Source organism: Pseudomonas sp. NPDC087803, from assembly GCF_044742995.1.
Classification (GTDB): domain Bacteria; phylum Pseudomonadota; class Gammaproteobacteria; order Pseudomonadales; family Pseudomonadaceae; genus Aquipseudomonas.
This window is the reverse complement of the sequence record NZ_JBIUVO010000015.1, coordinates 9832-25611: the sequence shown is the minus strand read 5'-3', so window position 1 is coordinate 25611 and position 15780 is coordinate 9832. Positions and strand designations below refer to the sequence as shown.

Here is a 15780-nt window from a genome sequence, read left to right as displayed (position 1 = left end):
AAAAGCTTCGCGAGCAGGCTCGCTCCCACAGGGTTCTGTGTCGTTCACATCCATTGTGTTCAACACACTTCCACTGTGGGAGCGGGCTTGCTCGCGAAAGGGCCCGATCAGACGCCGACGAGCTCGGCACCTTTAATCGTCTGACTACGCTGCCCCGAAGTCCCAACCGGCACTTCCCCCTTGAGCGTCACCCGCCGCACGATGCGATCCTGAGTGCCGTAATCATCAATCGCGTAATGCTGAGTCGAACGGTTGTCCCAGATCGCCACATCACCGGCCTTCCAGCGCCAGCGCACGGTGTTTTCCTGACGGATCACATGGCTTTGCAACAGGCCGAACAAATGTGCCGAATCGGCCTGCGAATAACCCTTGATGCGTTTGACGAAGTGCCCCAACAGCAGACTTTTCTCGCCGCTGATCGGGTGCACACGCACCACCGGATGCTCGGTCTCGTAGACCGTCGAGGTGAAGATCTTGCGATAGCGCTCCAACTTCTCCGCCGACACGTCCGGCTTGGCCCCGGCGTAGTCGTATTCGTTGCTGTGCACGGCGACCAGTTTGTCCGCCAGCTCACGCAGCTCGCTCGGCAGTTCGTTGTACGCAGTCGCCGTGTTGGCCCACAGGGTGTCGCCACCAAAGGCCGGGGCCACCACCGAGCGCAGGATCGAGGCTTTCGGGTAGGCGTCGACGAAGGTCACGTCGGTGTGCCAGGAGTTGGCGCGCTGGCCCTCGGCCCCGTCCAGTTCCAGCAGATAACGCGTGCCCTCACGCACCGGCACGGTCGGATGCGCCACTGGTTCGCCGAGCAGATGGGCGAAGGCTTCCTGGCGCTGATCGTCGAGCTGGGTCTGCTCGCGGAAGAACACCACCTTGTACTGGATCAGCGCCTGCTGGATGGCTTCGACCGTGGCGGCGTCCAGTTCACCGGACAGGTGCACGCCACGGATCTCGGCGCCGATACGGCCGGCCACCGGATGGATTTCCAGCGCGTGGACAGCGGGTTTTACAGCGAGTGCGGCATTGCTCATGGGTAGACCCTCATCGACTGCTTGCGGTTGGACGGCAGCGAAACATCGCTCTATCTATATTCCATTTACATCTAATAGATATTCACATGCTTCGTTGACGGAATAAGAGCTTGCATTTAAAACCTCAAGCAACCCTCGTCGCAAATGCCTTCGAGCTATTTTTAGGATGCCGGAAAAGCATATGGATCTTCGCCAGTTGCGCTACTTCATCGCCCTCAACGAACACCGCAGTTTTGTCCGTGCGGCGGACGCCATGGGCATCACTCAACCGGCGTTCAGCCGCAGCATTCAAGGGCTGGAGCAAGAGTTCGGCTGTGTGCTGGTGGATCGCGGCAACAAGGATCTGCGTCCGACGCCTGAAGGCCAGGTGGTGCTGCAACACGCCCTGACCCTGGTGCAAGGCGCGGCGCTGCTGAGCGCCGAAGTGACGCAGATGACCAAGCTCGATGCCGGTGAACTGCACTTCGGTTGCGGCCCGGCCCCGGCGGTGAAACTGGTGCCGGATGCGGTGGCGCAATTCATCAACGCGCACCCGAAAGTGCGCACCTGTTTTCAGGTGGATAACTGGGAAAAACTCAGCCGCGCACTGAGCCGCGAAGAGATCGAATTCTTCATCGCCGACATCCGCCACTTCGAAGCCGATCCGAACTTCCAGACCCAGGCCCTGACGCCTAAGCGCGGGGTGTTTTTCTGCCGGCCCGGGCATCCGCTGCTGGCCAAGGAAAGCCTGTCGACCAACGACATGTTCGATTACCCGCTGGCGACCACACTGATCCCGCCGGGCATTCGCAAACTGCTGGCGAACCTCAGTGGACGCATCGATTTTTCGCCGACCATCGAGACCGAGCATTTCCCGGCGCTGGTGAAAGTGGTGCTGCAATCCAATGCCATCGGCATCGGCACGGAAGAGGCGTTTTACGAGGACATTGCCCAGGGTTCGCTGGCGCTGCTGCATTGGCGCAATCTGCCGCAGAATCTGGAGAGCATGAATGCACGCTGCGGGATTGTCAGTCGTACCGGGTTTCGCTTGTCACCGGCAGCCAGAGCGATGATCGAGACGTTGGTGGCGGTGGATAAGCAGACAATCAGCGTGGCCGTTTGAAGATCAAAAGATCGCAGCCTTCGGCAGCTCCTACATGGGAATGGGTTCTCCTGTAGGAGCTGCCGAAGGCTGCGATCTTTTGCTTTTACAGCTTGGCCGCCGCCAGTTCAGGCGCCACCCAATCGCTGACCTTGAACGGCTTGCGAATCAGCTTCTGCTGCGCCGCCAGGTCCACCGAGTCCTGCAATTTGCCGAGGAATACCGGGTCGAGCGTCGACGGGAATACCTCGCTCAATTTCTGATCCTTCAAATCCTCGGTCAGAATCACCGGTGGATAACTCGCCAGACCCGACACCAGTTGTACATAAGCGGCCTTGTTGCTGTCCTGAGTCAACCATTCCACGGCCTGCTGCTGCGCCTTGAGCAGTTTCGCCACCACCTCCGGATGACCGTCGACAAATTTGCCCGTTCCGACCAACACCGACTGCACGCTGCCGGCACCGCCCAGATCCTTGGTGTTCAGCGGCAATTCGGCCAGACCCTTGCTCTGCAAAGCGGCCAGACCTGAGCTGCCCCACGACGCATCAATCTGCTTGGCCGCCAGCGCGGCGGTGGCCCCGCTGAAATCGAGATTGATCACTTTCAGATCCTTCTCGCTCAAGCCCTGACTGGCCAGTGCCGCGTCAAACGACAACTGCGTGGCGGTGCCACGGAAGATCGCCACGCGCTTGCCTTTCAGATCCTGCAGGGTCTTGATCCCGGAGCCCGGCACCACGCCCAGATATTGCTTCACCCCACGCGCAGTGGCGCTGAGTAGCCGCGTGTCGAGGCCATTGGACTTGCCGATGATCGCCGCCAGGTCGCCCAGATACGCCAGGTCAATCTGACCGTTGGCAAATGCCTCGTTGATCACCGGCCCGGCACCCTTGAAGAAGCTCCATTGAATCTTGATGCCCTGATCGGCGAAGGCTTTTTCGAAGATCTGCCGATCACGCAGCACGTCCACCACGCCGCCGCCGCTGTGCTGGGTGCCGGCGCTCAGGTCGGGCACGGCGATCCTGATTTCCTTGAGTTCGTCGGCCTGCGCGGTAAACGCCAGCAGACCCGCCAGTGCCGGGATGGCAAACAGACTGAAGACTCGTTTGAAGGGAAGGTTCATGGGTGCGGCTCCTTGATCACGACAGGCGTTGAGGAGCCGAAAGTAGGCCGAAGCATGACCTTCGCTTAAATACTATAAATGCACATTTTTATAGCTTTTGACGCTAAGCAAGCAACGACGCGGGTTGCAGCGGCGTATGCATTAACAGCATCGAAAATATTCTTCGAATGCATTGGATGCGCGATGCGCTGGAAGCCTTAAATGGCGCTGCTTATCTCCAAATTCAAGATTTTAAATATCTCTTATAACAATTTGTTTTTAGCTAATGCCGCTAGAGATCGCAGCCTTCGGCAGCTCCTACAGGAGCGAATTTACGGACACGCCCCCCTGTAGGAGCTGCCGAAGGCTGCGATCTTTTGATCTTGCTCCCGATCCAACCCGACAACGGAGGTCACCCATGGCCCGTGATTCCCTGCTCAGCCTGCCGCTGCCCGCGCCGCCTCTGAAAAGTCGGCGAGCGTGGCCAAGCCTCAACCAGCGTCTGTTGCCATGGCTGCTGCCGATCAGCCTGTTCGCCTTGTGGTGGCTGGCCGCACGCAATCAATGGATGAGCGAGCAGATCCTGCCAGCACCATCGCTGGTGTGGAGCAGCGCCGTCGAGTTGTCCCAAGGCGAACTGTGGAGTCATTTGTGGATCAGCCTGCAACGCCTGCTCTGGGGCTTGCTGGCAGGTATCTCCGCCGGCGCGGTGCTGGGTGCTGCGCTGGGCTTCAGCCGGCGTCTCGAACGCCTGGTCTTCCCGACATTTGCCGGTCTGGCACAAGTGCCAACGCTGGCGTGGATTCCGTTGTTCATGGTGTTTTTCGGCATCGGCGAAGTGCTGAAACTGGTGGTGCTGATCAAGGCCATCGTGGTGCCGGTGACCCTGCACACCTTGGTCGGCGTTCGTGATGCGCAACCGAAACTGCGCGAAGCCGCGGCCGTATTACGCCTGCCGTCGTACCTGCTGATCCGCCGACTGGTGCTGCCCGCCGCACTGCCGGCGTTCATGGCCGGCGTGCGCCTGGCGCTGGCCGCTGGCTGGACTTCATTGCTGGCGGTGGAGCTGTTGGCGTCCAGCGAAGGCATCGGTTACCTGATGGTCTGGGCACGGCAACTGTTCATGCTCGACATCGTGTTCGTGTGCATCGTGGTCATCGGCGTGCTCGGCGTGGTGATGGATCGCGGTATCGGTTTTCTCGACCGCAAACTGGTGCACTGGCCGCACCCGGCGACTGCGGAAATCCGCCGTGGCCCGCGTTATGAAGGCTGGCAGCGGTTGCAACCGTGGCTGCTGCCGCTGGGCCTGATCGGCTTGTGGCAGGTGGCGAGCGATCAGCAGTGGGTCGACGCGAACATTCTGGTCAGCCCGCTGGCGGTGCTGGACACGACCAAGAACGGTCTGCTCGACGGCACGCTGATCAGCGGCATGGCCTTGAGCCTCGGTCGCACCCTGGGCGGGTTGCTGTTGGGTGGCGGCCTCGGTTTTGCCCTCGGTCTGCTGTTGGGCCTGTCGCGTACCAGCGAACGGCTGCTCGGCCCGACCCTCGCCGCCGTCCGCCAGATCGCGATTTTCGCCTGGGTGCCGCTGCTCACCGCGTGGTTCGGTTTGGGTGAATTGGCGAAGTGGGTGTTTGTCGCTCTTGCTGCGTTTTTTCCGCTGTTCATCGCCACCCAGCGCAGCGTCGCCAACCTTTCGCCACAACTCAACGAAGCCGCGCAGGTGCTGCGCCTGAGCCTCGGTCAGCGCCTGCGCCGACTGGTGCTGCCGGGGGCGGCGCCAGGGATTTTCGCCGGGCTGCGCCTGAGCCTGATCTACGCCTGGCTCGGCACCATCGGCGCCGAATATTTCATGCCGTCCAACGGCGGCATCGGCAGCCAGATGATCGGCGCCCAACAACTGCTGCGCATGGACCTGATCATGGCCGGGATGCTGCTGGTCGGCCTCACCGGCGCCCTGCTCAACCTCATCGGCCAACGCCTGGAAATTCGCGCCACTCGCTGGAGACACGCATGAACGCACCGATTGTCAGCTTCACCCACGTAGGCAAATCCTTCGACGTCGACGGCTTCGAACTGGAGGCGATTCGCGAATTCAACCTCGACATCGCCGAGGGTGAATTTGTCGCCATCGTCGGGTCCAGCGGCTGTGGCAAATCCACCTTGCTGCGCTTGCTGGTGGGTCTGGATACGCAGTTTCGCGGGCAGATCAGCGTCGATGGCAAAGCCGTCAGTGGCATCGGCGGCGAGCGTGGCATCGTGTTTCAGGAGCACCGGCTGTTCCCGTGGCTGACCGTGGCCGACAACATCGGCCTCGGCCTGGTCAACGAGCCGCTGAGCACCGCCGAAAAGCAGCAACGCATCAACGACTTCATCGACCTGGTCGGCCTGCGCGATTTCACCCGCGCCTATCCGCACCAGCTCTCCGGCGGCATGGCCCAGCGCGTGGCGATTGCTCGCGGACTGGTCGCCAGCCCACGGATTCTGTTGCTCGACGAACCCTTCGGCGCCCTCGATGCGCTGACCCGCCAGCAGATGCAGGACGAGCTACTGGCGATCCGCGACCGGGCAAAAATCACCACGATCCTCGTCACCCACGACGTCGAAGAAGCGATTTTTCTCGCCGACCGCGTGGTGGTGATGGAGCCGCGTCCGGGACGGATCAAGCAGGTGGTCGATATTGCCCTGCCGCATCCGCGCCAGCGCAGCAGTTTCGACTTCCATCAGTTGCGTGAGGAGTTGCTGCACGAACTGACCAGTGACGACCATTACCAACCGAGCCTGCCGGCCCAGATCCGCGATCTGCCGCTGTCGTTCATTGCCTGCTGAGAGGAGTTTTTCGATGCCGCAACGCCCCAACTTTCTGGTGATTCTGGCCGACGATCTCGGCTTCTCCGACATCGGCGCGTTCGGCGGCGAAATCGCCACGCCGAACCTCGATGCGCTGGCCAATAACGGCCTGCGCCTGACCGATTTCCATACCGCGCCGACCTGCTCGCCAACCCGCTCGATGCTGCTGACCGGCACCGACCACCACATCGCCGGCATCGGCACCATGGCCGAAGCGCTGACCCCGGAGTTGATCGGCAAACCGGGTTACGAAGGCTATCTCAACGACCGCGTGGTCGCTCTGCCCGAGCTGCTGCGCGAGGCCGGTTATCAAACCTTGATGAGCGGTAAATGGCACCTCGGCCTGACCGCTGAACTGGCGCCGCAGGCTCGCGGCTTCGAGCGCTCGTTCTCGCTGCTGCCGGGCGCGGCCAACCACTATGGTTTCGAGCCGACCTACGACGAACACACCCCGGGCCTGCTGAAATCGACCCCGGCGCTGTACATCGAAGACGACACCTTTGTCGACGAATTGCCCAAGGATTTCTATTCCTCGGATGCCTTCGGCGACAAGCTGTTGCAGTACCTGAAGGAGCGCGATCAGAGCCGGCCATTCTTCGCTTATCTGCCTTTCTCCGCACCGCACTGGCCGTTGCAGGCACCGGCCGAGGTGGTCGAAAAATACCGTGGCCGCTACGACGCCGGCCCCGAAGTCTTGCGTCTGGAGCGCCTGGAAAAACTCAAGGCGCTGGGGCTGATCGAGTCGGACGTCGAGCCGCATCCGCTGATTCAACTGAATGCGCAATGGGACGCGCTGAGTGATGAGCAACGGCAGATTTCCGCACGGGCCATGGAGGTCTACGCGGCCATGGTCGAGCGTATGGACTGGAACATCGGCCGCGTGGTTGATTACCTGCGCCAGCAGGGCCAACTCGATAACACCTTCATCCTGTTCATGTCCGACAACGGTGCCGAGGGCGCACTGCTGGAGGCGTTTCCCAAGTTCGGCCCGGAACTGCTGACCTACCTCAATCAGCATTACGACAACAGCCTCGACAACATTGGCCGCGCCAATTCCTACGTCTGGTACGGGCCGAGCTGGGCGCAAGTGGCGACCGCGCCGTCACGGCTGTTCAAGGCGTTCACCACCGAGGGCGGGATTCGCGTACCGGCGCTGCTGCACTATCCGCAATTGCCGATCAAAGGGCAGATCAGCCATGGCTTCGGCACGGTGATGGACATCACCCCGACCATTCTCGATCTGGCCGGCGTGCGTCATCCCGGCAAGCAATGGCACGGCAAACCGGTGGCGCCGCTACGCGGCAAATCATGGCTGGGCTTTTTGTCCGGCGAGACGGCGCAAGTGCACGACGAGCACACCGTCACCGGTTGGGAATTGTTTGGCCGCCGAGCGATCCGCCAAGGGTCGTGGAAAGCGGTGTGGATCCCTGGGCCGGTAGGGCCGGCGACCTGGCAGCTTTATGATCTGAGCAGCGATCCGGGGGAGATTCATGATCTGGCGGCGAGTCAGCCGGACAAGCTCAGCACCTTGATCGGGCATTGGCAGCAGTATGTGGAAGAGACCGGGGTGATTCTCAGTGCTTCGCCGTTTCAGCCGGATTGAGGTTGCCTGATCCGGCGCCTTCGCGAGCAAGCCCGCTCCCACTGTTGGAATGCGTTCCCCTGTGGGAGCGGGCTTGCTCGCGAAGAGGCCCGCAAATTCACCATCAAGCCTGAGCCGTACGCGCCTCCTCCGCTACCACTTCATCCCGACGAACAAACCGGTTCGCCCGCCCAAACGTGCCGAAATCATTGAAGCGCACGCCCATCTCGCGCATCACCTTATGCGCCACCGGCACGGTCATCTGCCGGATGTAAAACGGTTCCTTCACCACAAAATGATGAATCCCGTGGCTGCTGCCGAAGTTGAAGCAGAACGCCTGCAGCGGCCACAGCCACCACGGGTTCAACACCTGGCATTGCTGCAGCACATTTCCCGCCTCGATGTCGCCGTAGTAATGCATGTTCGAGCTGATGAAGTGCAGGCAAAAGGTGCGCAGCACGTTCGGGCCGATGATCACTACCGCCGCGATGTCGATCACCTGCATCACCGACAGCATGGTCGCCGACCATTCAATCGGTGAACCCATAAGGTAGGCGATGCCATTCGCCGCATGAAAACCGAGGAACACGTACCACGCGCCCCAATGCACCAGCGCCAGCGGCGCGTAGACCTTCAGGGTGCGCTTGATGATGCTGAATTTGTGCGCCCAGGTCTTGGCCCGCAGCATGCGGATGAACGCCGACATCACGTTGTCGCCGACCATCAGCAAGCGCGCAAAACCCCATGGCTCGCCGTTGGTGATCGCCCGCTCCTCCATGTCGGTTTCGGTGCCGGAGACCTTGTGATGATTGAGGTGCAGGTGGCGACGAATCCACGGGTTGATCGTGCTCGGCCGCGCCAGCCACACCAGGCCCATCATCAGGTTGTGCGGCACCCGTTGTTTGCGGAAATACATGCTGTGGATCAGGTCGTGTTCCAGCTCATGGGTCAAGGAGGCGAAAAACGCATTCAGCAGCAGGCACACCCACCACGCCATATGACCGGTGATGTACAGCGCTGCCGAGCCGATCATCCCGGCCAGGGCGAAGGCCAGAATGCCGGCGCCGAGGGCATCCTGATGCTGCAGAATCGGGTAGCGCTCACGCAGTTCGACGCCCTTGGCCAGCACTACTTCGCGAATATGTGCTGATCGCTGGGCGGCATTGTGTCGCTGGGGACTTGCAGAAGTACGGTCCATGCTTCCATCCTCTGGTCATTGATGTTCGCATCCTGCCTTGCGAAAGCTCCATTGATGGTAGCCGTGAACGCCAACCTGTTGACCGGAAGCGCCAATCAGCATGAAGGAACCGACCTCGCTCGCCAGTTGGACCCGTGCCTTGCGCAAGCAACTCGATGCGCTGGGGCTGGACAGTCTCGGCCTGTGCCAACAGGCCGGGCTCGACCCGCAGTTGATGGACGACCCGAACGCGCGTTATCCGTTGTCCGGCACCACGCGCCTGTGGCAACTGGCGGTGCAGTTCAGCGGGGATCCGGCGATCGGCCTGCGGGTGTCGCGGTTCGTCAGCCCGACTACGTTCCACGCGCTCGGTTACGCGCTGGTGGCCAGCGGCAGCCTGCGCGAAGTGTTCGAGCGCATCGTGCGTTATCACCCGGTGGTCAGCGATGCGCTGGAACTGGAGCTGAGCCGCAGCGATGACCGCTACCTGTTCCGTCTGAAAATTCCGTCAGGCAATCCCGCACCGGCCTTCGAAGCCATCGACGCGTTTGCCGCGATCTACGTGCGCACCTGCCGCAATCGCCTCGGGCGCGACTACGCGCCGCTGGCGGTGTACCTGCGCCGCCCGGAACCGTCCGATGCGCATCAGTGGCACAAGGTGTTTCGCGCCCCGGTGCATTTCTCCTGCGCCGAAGATCGCCTGGAGTTCGCCCTCACCGACTTCGACAGCCACCTCGACGACGCCAATCCGGAATTGGCCGAACACAACGAAGCGGTGCTCAAGCGCACCCTGGCCCAGCTCAAACCGCTGACCTGGGAACGCAAGGTGCGCGACGCCATCGAAGAACAACTGCCCGAAGGCGAACCCAGCGCCGAGCGCATTGCCCAGGCCTTGCACCTGAGCCTGCGCAGCCTGCAACGGCACTTGGCGGATGAAGGCTGTCGCTTCGACACGCTGCTCAACGAGAGCCGCGAGAATCTGGCGCTGCTGCACCTGCGCGATCCGCAGTGTTCGTTGAGTGAAGTCAGTTATCTGCTGGGGTTTGCCGACACCAGCAGTTTCAGCCGCGCATTCAAGCGCTGGACGGGAATGACGCCGGGGCAGTTTCGCGATCAGTTGCGTTGATTGATCCGGAATTGGTGCTGAAGCAACTGGCCTCTTCGCGAGCAAGCCCGATCCCACAGTGTCCGTGTCGTACACAAAACTCATGTACACCCGATAAACCTGTGGGAGCGGGCTTGCCCGCGAAGGCGCCAGTCAGATCACCTCAAAACCCAGCTCAAACACAGTCCCAGTGACATCACTGCTCACCCGCACCCGCCCGCCATGCAACTGCATGATCGACTGCACAATCGCCAGCCCCAACCCACCGGAATCCCCAGGCTGCGCCCGTGAAGGGTCGACGCGATAGAAGCGGTCGAACAGTTTGCCCAGATGTTCCGGCGCGATCATCGGGCCGTGGTTGTGTACCTGTAACCAGCACACGCCCGATTCATCGCGGCGGCGCAGGCTGATCGGCGTGCCTGCATCGGCGTGGCGCACCGCGTTGGCCAGCAGATTACCGAGGGCGCGCTGCAGCAGTTGCTGGTCGGCCAATAGTTCGCCGTGCAGGCGGTTTTCCAGGCGCAACTGGCGATCATCGGCGAGGGCTTCGAAGTAATCGCACAACTCGCTGCCGACGCTGTGCAGCTCCAGCGTGCGCAAGTCCAGCGCCCGTTCCGCCTGTTCGGCGCGGGCGAGGAACATCAGGTTCTCGGCCATGCGCTTGAGGCGTTCGAACTCTTCCATGTTCGACGCCAGCAGCTCCTGATACTCCACCGTGCTGCGCGGGTGATTCAGCGCCTGGCCGTTGCTGGCGAGCAAGGTGTGCAAGGGGGTGCGGATCTCATGCGCGAGGTCGGCAGAAAACTGCGACAGCCGCTGCACGCTGTCGTCCAGCCGCGCGAGCATGCCGTTGAGCGCCTGCACCGGTTCGAGCAGTTCGGCGGGGGTGCCGCTGGCGGGCAGACGCTGGTGGAGACTGCGCAGATCAATCCCGCGCACCGCTGCGCTCAACTGGCGCAACGGTTGCAGACCACGGCGCAGCAGCACCAGCCCCAGCGCGAACGCCAGCAGCGCGCCCAGCCCGACGGCCAGGTACAGGCGCAAGCGATAACTGGCGAGCATCTGTTCCCGTTCAGTGAGCACTTTGCCGGCGATCACGGTGAGCGGTTCGCCGTTCGGCCCTTGAGCGTCGCCGGACAACAGCGCCAGCTCGGCACCGTCCGGTGCTTGCCAGGTCAGCACATCGCGGCGCTGTGGCGTTTGCTCGCGCGCGATTGCGTTCAATGGCGGCAGCTCGCGCTGGCGCGGGTTGATCGCGATCACGTTCGAGCCATCGGCCCGCCGCACCAGCAACAGGCTTTCGAGGTTGCCGAGCATGTTCTGGTATAGCCGTGGCCGCGCCTGCAAAGCGCCGAGGCTGTCACTGTCGGCGAGCAGGGCACGTACCTGTTCGAGGCGGCCGAGCAACGCCAGATCATCGCGAGAGGCGATCTCCGAGTCGAGTGAGCGGTAGAGAAACACACCGATCGCGCTCAACACCAACGCACAGACCACGGCGAACGCCAGCGCCAGACGCCAGGCGATCGACCTAGCGCGCATCGTCGGGCGCTTCCAGTTGATAGCCGACCCCACGCACGGTGTGGATCAGTTTCGGCATGTACGGGTCATCGACCTTGGCCCGCAAGCGGCGCACCGCGACTTCGACCATGTTGGTGTCGCTGTCGAAATTCAGGTTCCACACCTGCGAGGCGATCAGCGTGCGTGACAACACTTCGCCCTGACGGCTGGCGAGCAATTGCAGCAGGGCGAATTCCTTGTTGGTCAGGGCAATGCGCTGGCCGCCGCGACTGACCCGACGCCGTAGCACGTCGATTTCCAGGTCGGCGATGCTGTACGACTCGGCCTCGCGCAGCGGTCCGCGTCGCAGCAGCGTGCGCACCCGCGCGAGCAGTTCGGCGAAGGCGAAGGGTTTGAGCAAGTAATCATCGGCGCCCAGTTCGAGGCCGCGCACGCGGTCTTCGATGGCGTCCTTGGCGGTCAGGAACAACACCGGGGTGGCGCCGCGCTGGCGGATCAGTTGCAGCAGTTGCCAGCCGTTGAGGCCCGGCAGCATCACGTCGAGGATGATCAGGTCGTAGGCCTGCTGCTCGATGAAATAGCGCCCATCGAGGCCATTGAGCGCCACGTCCACGGCAAAACCCGACTCGCCCAGGCCCTTGGCAAGGAAATTCGCGGTTTTGGCTTCATCTTCTACGACCAGCAAACGCATGGCACACCTCGATTGATCAGGCCCACAGGCTAGGCGCCTTCGGCGGCGTTGCCCATTACAAACTTGTAATCCGACTGACGGGGTTCTGACGAAGAGCGGCGGCTAAGGTGATGTCCTTCGCTTTTGGAGCCTGTCCATGACCGTCAAATACCTTGCAGCCAGCCTCGCCCTCGCCCTCGGCCTCAGCGCCAGCGTTCTCGCCGCCCCTGAACTGCCGCGCCACGCTGACCTGGATCTGAAAACCGCACGCCTGCTGGCCGACACGGCGCTGAGCAATTGCACCGCCACGGTGTCGGTGCTCGACCGTGGCGGCAACTTGCTGGTGACCCTGCGCGGCGACGGCATCGGCCCGCACAACACCGCTGCCAGCCAGCGTAAGGCGTACACCGCGCTGTCGACGAAAACCCCGACCCGGCTGTTCGCCGAGCGCGCCCGCAGCAACCCGGAAACCGCCAATCTCAACACCCTCGATGAGCTGCTGTTGCTCGGCGGCGGGATTCCGTTGTTCGCCGCTGATGAACTGGTCGGCGCCATGGGTGTGGCCGGATCCGGTGGCGGCGAGCAGGACGAAAACTGTGCAATCAAAGCCGCCGAAAAGGCCGGCCTGACCCTGACCCGCTCCCAATAAGGAGACTGACCATGACCACCCTGCGCATGACCTTCGCCGCACTCGGCCTGAGTGCCTTCTCCAGCCTGGCGCTGGCCGCCGGCAACCCGCTGAGCGTGCACGTGCTCAACCTGGAAAACGGCCTGCCCTCGCCGGGCGTCAACGTGACCCTGGAAAAACACGTCGGCCAGAACTGGCAGCCACTGGCCCAAGGCACCACCAACGAACAGGGGCGCATCGCCGAACTGTTCCCGGCCAAACAGCCTTTCGAGGCGGGCGAATACCGGGTGGTGTTCAAGACCGGCGAGTATTTCGAGAAGAACAAGCGCGAGACGTTTTTCCCGGAGATTCCGGTGATTTTCCAAGTGAAGCAGACTGACCAGCACTACCACATCCCGCTGCTGCTCAGCCCTTATGGGTTCTCGACCTATCGCGGCTCCTGACTACCGCACAAATACCCTGTAGGAATGAGCTCTGTGGTGAGGGGATTTATCCCCGACCGACTGCGCAGCAGTCGCCGAACCTCATCACAGGTTTGGGGGCGGCTGCGCCACCCATCGGGGATAAATCCCCTCACCACAGAGGCCCACTCCAGCAATGGATCGGTGTGAAGTTTTAGGGCGTGGCGAGGGCCCGCAATCGCTCGGCATCGAGAATCTCGATCTCGCCGTACCCCAAGCCGATAATCCCCTGCCCCTGCAGATCCTTGAGGATCTGGTTGGTGGTCTGCCGTGACAACGACAGCATCGACGCCAACTGTTCCTGCGGCAGTTGCAGGACACGGCGTGGCGCATCAATTTCACCGTAGCCCTCGGCGATCATCAGCAAGCGATGGGCCAGACGCGCCGGGGCCGGCAACAGGCTCAACTGTTCGAGATTGATAAAGGTCAGGCGCAGCTTGTGGCTCATCAGCAGCGCCAGATGCCGCCAGTACACCGGCTGCTCGTCGAGGATTTTCAGCAGCGTGGCCTGCGGGATATTCAGCAGGGTGCACGGCCCGACCGCATAAGCATCGTGAGTGCGTGGCTGGCCGTCGAACAGGCAAATTTCGCCGAACCAGTGCGGCGCTTCGACCAGGCTCAGCAACGCCTCCTTGCCCTGCTCGCTCACCGCGCCGATCCGGATCGCGCCGTCGAGCACCGCGTACAAGCCGCACGGCGCATCACCGCGCTGGAACAGGCGCTGCCCCGCCGTCAGCCGCCGCTCGCGGGCCGCCGCCAGCAGACTATCCTGAAAGGATGCCGGCAGATGACTGAACCATTGCCCGGTCAACAGCCGTGAACGCTTATCCATGAACACTCCCAATTGTCGCCTGCCTGACAGAGCGAACGCCGAACCCGGGGCATGCTGCTCTCACCCTACAGGAGGAACAACAATGAAAAGCCTCGTCGACCATCTCAGTCAATACGCCGCCTACCACCGCGACCCGCGCAACATCGCCAGCCACTTTATCGGTATTCCGCTGATCGTGGTGGCGGTGGCGGTGTTGTTGTCGCGACCAGAGTGGTCGCTGGGTGGCTTGTGGCTATCGCCGGCGGTGCTGCTGGCACTGGCCTCGGCGTGGTTCTATCTGCGTCTGGAAGTGAAGCTCGGCGTGCTGATGACGGTGCTGATGGGCCTGTCAGTCTGGGCCGGGCATGCGCTGGCGCAGCAGAGCACCATGGTCTGGCTGAGCAGCGGGCTGGCGATGTTCGTGATTGGCTGGGTGATCCAGTTTGTCGGGCACCACTACGAGGGGCGCAAACCGGCGTTTGTCGATGACGTGAGCGGGCTGATTGTCGGGCCGCTGTTTGTGGTGGCCGAAGTGGCGTTCCTGCTGGGGATGCGACATGAGTTGAAAGAGCAGATCGAAGCGCGGGCGGGGGTGGTGCGGGTCAATCCGAATGGTAAAGCGGCGGCTTAGGCCGCTTGAAAGATCGCAGCCTGCGGCAGCTCCTACGTTGGAATGCATTTCCCCGTAGGAGCTGCCGCAGGCTGCGATCTTTTGCCTTTAGAGGCTCGCGACTTTCTGCCAGACCTTCGGCTTGAAGAACAGCGTTTCACCCTTGGCCAGACCGATCAGACTGTCGTGATCCTTCACCACTTCAGCCTCGATCAGATCCGTCTGCCCTTCTACCTTCAACGTCACTCGCGTGGTCGCGCCCAACGGGCGGATATCACGCACTTCAGCGGCGTGGTGATCTTCCAGTTCATGCTTGGACAACGACACTTCGTGCGGACGGAACAGCACGTGGTTGTCGTCGCTGAGCAACAAGCGGTTCGAGTCGCCGAGGAAGTGATAAACGAAATCGCTGGCCGGGTTTTCGTAGACGTCGCCCGGCGAGCCGATCTGCTCGATCACGCCCTTGTTCATCACCACGATGCGGTCGGCGACTTCCATCGCTTCTTCCTGGTCGTGGGTCACGAACACCGAGGTCAGGTTGATGTCTTCGTGCAGGCGTGCGAGCCAGCGGCGCAGCTCTTTACGCACCTTAGCGTCGAGGGCGCCGAACGGTTCGTCGAGCAGCAGCACTTTCGGTTCCACCGCCAAGGCACGGGCCAGGGCGATACGCTGACGCTGACCGCCGGACAGTTGTTCCGGGTAGCGATCCGACAGCCAGTCCAGCTGCACCATGTTCAGCAGTTCGTGAACTTTGGTCGCGATCTGGCTTTCGCTCGGGCGCTGGTTTTTCGGTTTCATGCGCAGGCCGAACGCGACGTTGTCGAACACCGTCATGTGCCGGAACAAGGCGTAGTGCTGGAACACGAAACCGACGTTGCGATCACGCACGTCGTGGCCGGAGACATCTTCGCCGTGAAACACGATGTTGCCCTGATCCGGGGTCTCCAGGCCGGCGATGATCCGCAGCAGCGTGGTCTTGCCGCAGCCGGACGGGCCGAGCAGCGCCACCAGTTCACCGCTGTGGATGTCCAGGCTGATGTTGTCCAGCGCCTTGAACGCATTGAAATTCTTGCTGACGTTACGCACTTCGAACGACATGAATTATTCCTCCGCGGCGCTGGCGCGCAGGCGGTTGATACGGTTTTCTCTCCACTGCTTCA

At 62.1% G+C, this 15780-nt stretch carries 15 protein-coding genes; 8 read left to right on the top strand and 7 right to left on the bottom strand.

The features are described 5' to 3' along the window. Positions 1-107: 107 nt before the first annotated feature. Positions 108-1028 (bottom strand): TauD/TfdA dioxygenase family protein, encoded by a 921-nt coding sequence (locus tag ACIOUG_RS11395; RefSeq protein WP_401065389.1) that lies wholly within the window; start codon positions 1026-1028, stop codon positions 108-110. A 181-nt stretch (positions 1029-1209) separates the two neighbouring features. On the opposite strand from ACIOUG_RS11395, the gene ACIOUG_RS11390 reads away from it, so the two are divergent. After that, positions 1210-2130, top strand: coding sequence for a LysR family transcriptional regulator (locus ACIOUG_RS11390; protein ID WP_401065386.1), 921 nt, complete (start codon positions 1210-1212; stop codon positions 2128-2130). A gap of 85 nt (positions 2131-2215) precedes the next feature. On the opposite strand, the gene ACIOUG_RS11385 is transcribed toward ACIOUG_RS11390, so the two are convergent. Further along, positions 2216-3229, bottom strand: coding sequence for an ABC transporter substrate-binding protein (locus ACIOUG_RS11385; RefSeq protein ID WP_401065384.1), 1014 nt, complete (start codon positions 3227-3229; stop codon positions 2216-2218). Positions 3230-3626: 397 nt separating this feature from the next. Here ACIOUG_RS11385 and ACIOUG_RS11380 point away from each other — a divergent pair, with 397 nt between their 5' ends. The 3 genes from ACIOUG_RS11380 to ACIOUG_RS11370 are packed head-to-tail and all read left to right on the top strand — an operon-like array spanning position 3627 to position 7661. Beyond that, complete coding sequence (locus tag ACIOUG_RS11380; RefSeq protein WP_401065381.1) at positions 3627-5225, top strand: ABC transporter permease; 1599 nt, start codon at positions 3627-3629, stop codon at positions 5223-5225. Continuing rightward, entirely contained in the window at positions 5222-6037 is an 816-nt protein-coding gene (locus tag ACIOUG_RS11375; protein ID WP_401065378.1) for an ABC transporter ATP-binding protein, read from the top strand. The genes ACIOUG_RS11380 and ACIOUG_RS11375 overlap by 4 nt, the downstream gene beginning before the upstream one ends. Positions 6038-6050: 13 nt before the next feature. After that, entirely contained in the window at positions 6051-7661 is a 1611-nt protein-coding gene (locus ACIOUG_RS11370; protein WP_401065375.1) for an arylsulfatase, read from the top strand. Positions 7662-7764: 103 nt separating this feature from the next. Here the strand turns inward: ACIOUG_RS11370 and ACIOUG_RS11365 are convergent, their stop codons facing one another. Next, on the bottom strand, positions 7765-8838 hold the full coding sequence (locus ACIOUG_RS11365) for a fatty acid desaturase (protein ID WP_401065374.1): 1074 nt from the start codon (positions 8836-8838) through the stop codon (positions 7765-7767). A 100-nt stretch (positions 8839-8938) separates the two neighbouring features. Here ACIOUG_RS11365 and ACIOUG_RS11360 point away from each other — a divergent pair, with 100 nt between their 5' ends. Continuing rightward, on the top strand, positions 8939-9943 hold the full coding sequence (locus ACIOUG_RS11360; RefSeq protein ID WP_401065371.1) for an AraC family transcriptional regulator: 1005 nt from the start codon (positions 8939-8941) through the stop codon (positions 9941-9943). A gap of 132 nt (positions 9944-10075) precedes the next feature. Here the strand turns inward: ACIOUG_RS11360 and ACIOUG_RS11355 are convergent, their stop codons facing one another. Together ACIOUG_RS11355 and ACIOUG_RS11350 are read right to left on the bottom strand one after the other, a co-directional pair. Continuing rightward, positions 10076-11461, bottom strand: a complete 1386-nt coding sequence (locus ACIOUG_RS11355) for a heavy metal sensor histidine kinase (protein WP_401065368.1) — start codon at positions 11459-11461, stop codon at positions 10076-10078. Beyond that, a complete protein-coding gene (locus tag ACIOUG_RS11350) occupies positions 11451-12131 on the bottom strand; it encodes a heavy metal response regulator transcription factor (RefSeq protein ID WP_401065365.1) in 681 nt (226 codons plus the stop codon). The genes ACIOUG_RS11355 and ACIOUG_RS11350 overlap by 11 nt, the downstream gene beginning before the upstream one ends. Positions 12132-12267: 136 nt before the next feature. On the opposite strand from ACIOUG_RS11350, the gene ACIOUG_RS11345 reads away from it, so the two are divergent. Further along, complete coding sequence (locus ACIOUG_RS11345; RefSeq protein WP_401065363.1) at positions 12268-12759, top strand: heme-binding protein; 492 nt, start codon at positions 12268-12270, stop codon at positions 12757-12759. An 11-nt stretch (positions 12760-12770) separates the two neighbouring features. After that, positions 12771-13181: a hydroxyisourate hydrolase gene (gene uraH / locus ACIOUG_RS11340; RefSeq protein ID WP_097086822.1), complete on the top strand. Its 411-nt coding sequence runs from the start codon at positions 12771-12773 to the stop codon at positions 13179-13181. 172 nt (positions 13182-13353) lie between these two features. Here uraH and ACIOUG_RS11335 read toward each other — a convergent pair whose 3' ends face one another. Further along, entirely contained in the window at positions 13354-14031 is a 678-nt protein-coding gene (locus tag ACIOUG_RS11335) for a Crp/Fnr family transcriptional regulator (RefSeq protein WP_401065360.1), read from the bottom strand. Positions 14032-14113: 82 nt separating this feature from the next. On the opposite strand from ACIOUG_RS11335, the gene ACIOUG_RS11330 reads away from it, so the two are divergent. Further along, on the top strand, positions 14114-14641 hold the full coding sequence (locus ACIOUG_RS11330; protein WP_401065358.1) for a DUF962 domain-containing protein: 528 nt from the start codon (positions 14114-14116) through the stop codon (positions 14639-14641). A gap of 87 nt (positions 14642-14728) precedes the next feature. On the opposite strand, the gene ACIOUG_RS11325 is transcribed toward ACIOUG_RS11330, so the two are convergent. Then, positions 14729-15718 carry a sulfate/molybdate ABC transporter ATP-binding protein gene (locus tag ACIOUG_RS11325; protein WP_401065355.1) on the bottom strand — a complete coding sequence of 330 codons (990 nt, stop codon included), beginning with the start codon at positions 15716-15718 and terminating at the stop codon, positions 14729-14731. Between the last annotated feature and the right edge of the window lie 62 nt (positions 15719-15780).

Coding starts and splice junctions, on each gene's coding strand:
- ACIOUG_RS11395 (WP_401065389.1), bottom strand. CDS start 1,028: ATGAGCAATGCCGCACTCGCTGTAAAACCCGCTGTCCACGCGCTGGAA.
- uraH (WP_097086822.1), top strand. CDS start 12,771: ATGACCACCCTGCGCATGACCTTCGCCGCACTCGGCCTGAGTGCCTTC.
- ACIOUG_RS11390 (WP_401065386.1), top strand. CDS start 1,210: ATGGATCTTCGCCAGTTGCGCTACTTCATCGCCCTCAACGAACACCGC.
- ACIOUG_RS11360 (WP_401065371.1), top strand. CDS start 8,939: ATGAAGGAACCGACCTCGCTCGCCAGTTGGACCCGTGCCTTGCGCAAG.
- ACIOUG_RS11365 (WP_401065374.1), bottom strand. CDS start 8,838: ATGGACCGTACTTCTGCAAGTCCCCAGCGACACAATGCCGCCCAGCGA.
- ACIOUG_RS11375 (WP_401065378.1), top strand. CDS start 5,222: ATGAACGCACCGATTGTCAGCTTCACCCACGTAGGCAAATCCTTCGAC.
- ACIOUG_RS11345 (WP_401065363.1), top strand. CDS start 12,268: ATGACCGTCAAATACCTTGCAGCCAGCCTCGCCCTCGCCCTCGGCCTC.
- ACIOUG_RS11350 (WP_401065365.1), bottom strand. CDS start 12,131: ATGCGTTTGCTGGTCGTAGAAGATGAAGCCAAAACCGCGAATTTCCTT.
- ACIOUG_RS11370 (WP_401065375.1), top strand. CDS start 6,051: ATGCCGCAACGCCCCAACTTTCTGGTGATTCTGGCCGACGATCTCGGC.
- ACIOUG_RS11330 (WP_401065358.1), top strand. CDS start 14,114: ATGAAAAGCCTCGTCGACCATCTCAGTCAATACGCCGCCTACCACCGC.
- ACIOUG_RS11385 (WP_401065384.1), bottom strand. CDS start 3,229: ATGAACCTTCCCTTCAAACGAGTCTTCAGTCTGTTTGCCATCCCGGCA.
- ACIOUG_RS11380 (WP_401065381.1), top strand. CDS start 3,627: ATGGCCCGTGATTCCCTGCTCAGCCTGCCGCTGCCCGCGCCGCCTCTG.
- ACIOUG_RS11355 (WP_401065368.1), bottom strand. CDS start 11,461: ATGCGCGCTAGGTCGATCGCCTGGCGTCTGGCGCTGGCGTTCGCCGTG.
- ACIOUG_RS11335 (WP_401065360.1), bottom strand. CDS start 14,031: ATGGATAAGCGTTCACGGCTGTTGACCGGGCAATGGTTCAGTCATCTG.
- ACIOUG_RS11325 (WP_401065355.1), bottom strand. CDS start 15,718: ATGTCGTTCGAAGTGCGTAACGTCAGCAAGAATTTCAATGCGTTCAAG.